General features: G+C 71.7%; 1 pseudogene. It reads left to right on the top strand.

What is annotated here, in order from left to right:
- Window positions 1-339 precede the first annotated feature (339 nt).
- Window positions 340-477: pseudogene (locus B7L92_RS37400) on the top strand (bifunctional DNA primase/polymerase); the annotation flags it as partial.

The raw sequence follows: 477 nt of genomic DNA on the forward strand, positions 1-477 counted from the left end.
CGGCTGCCGCGCGACGAGAGGCCTTGCGGCCATGGCGTACCCCCTGAGGCTGCGGTGCCTGCTCACGCACCGAGTTGACGTGTCTTCCGCGGTCGTGCCTCCCGCGTCCCGGCGGGAAGTCCGGCCGTGAAGATCGATGCCCCGCCGATGTGCCGGTAATGCGAGGTGTGCGAAGATTGCCGGGGTAACGGCTGATCCCGGCCCCCCTCGTGGTTACCCACCCGGCGACGCCGATCCTCACGCGCGCCCCCGCCCATGCACCCATGCGCCCCGACCCCGGGGCCGGTGCCCCTCCCCCGCGCACGCCCGGGGGCGTAACCCCCGGTGACGGCCGTAGTTGTGTTCATCGTGGAAGAGACGATCCCGGGCACCGAAGCCGCACAGATCCCGACGCAGCGCGGGGCATCACTGCTGGACACCGCAGTTCGCTGCACCGAGGAGCGGCACTGGGACGTGTTCCCGGGCACCTGGCTGGAG

The sequence above is a fragment of the Streptomyces viridosporus genome (genome assembly GCF_002078235.1).
In the GTDB taxonomy this organism is placed as follows: Bacteria; Actinomycetota; Actinomycetes; order Streptomycetales; family Streptomycetaceae; genus Streptomyces; species Streptomyces viridosporus.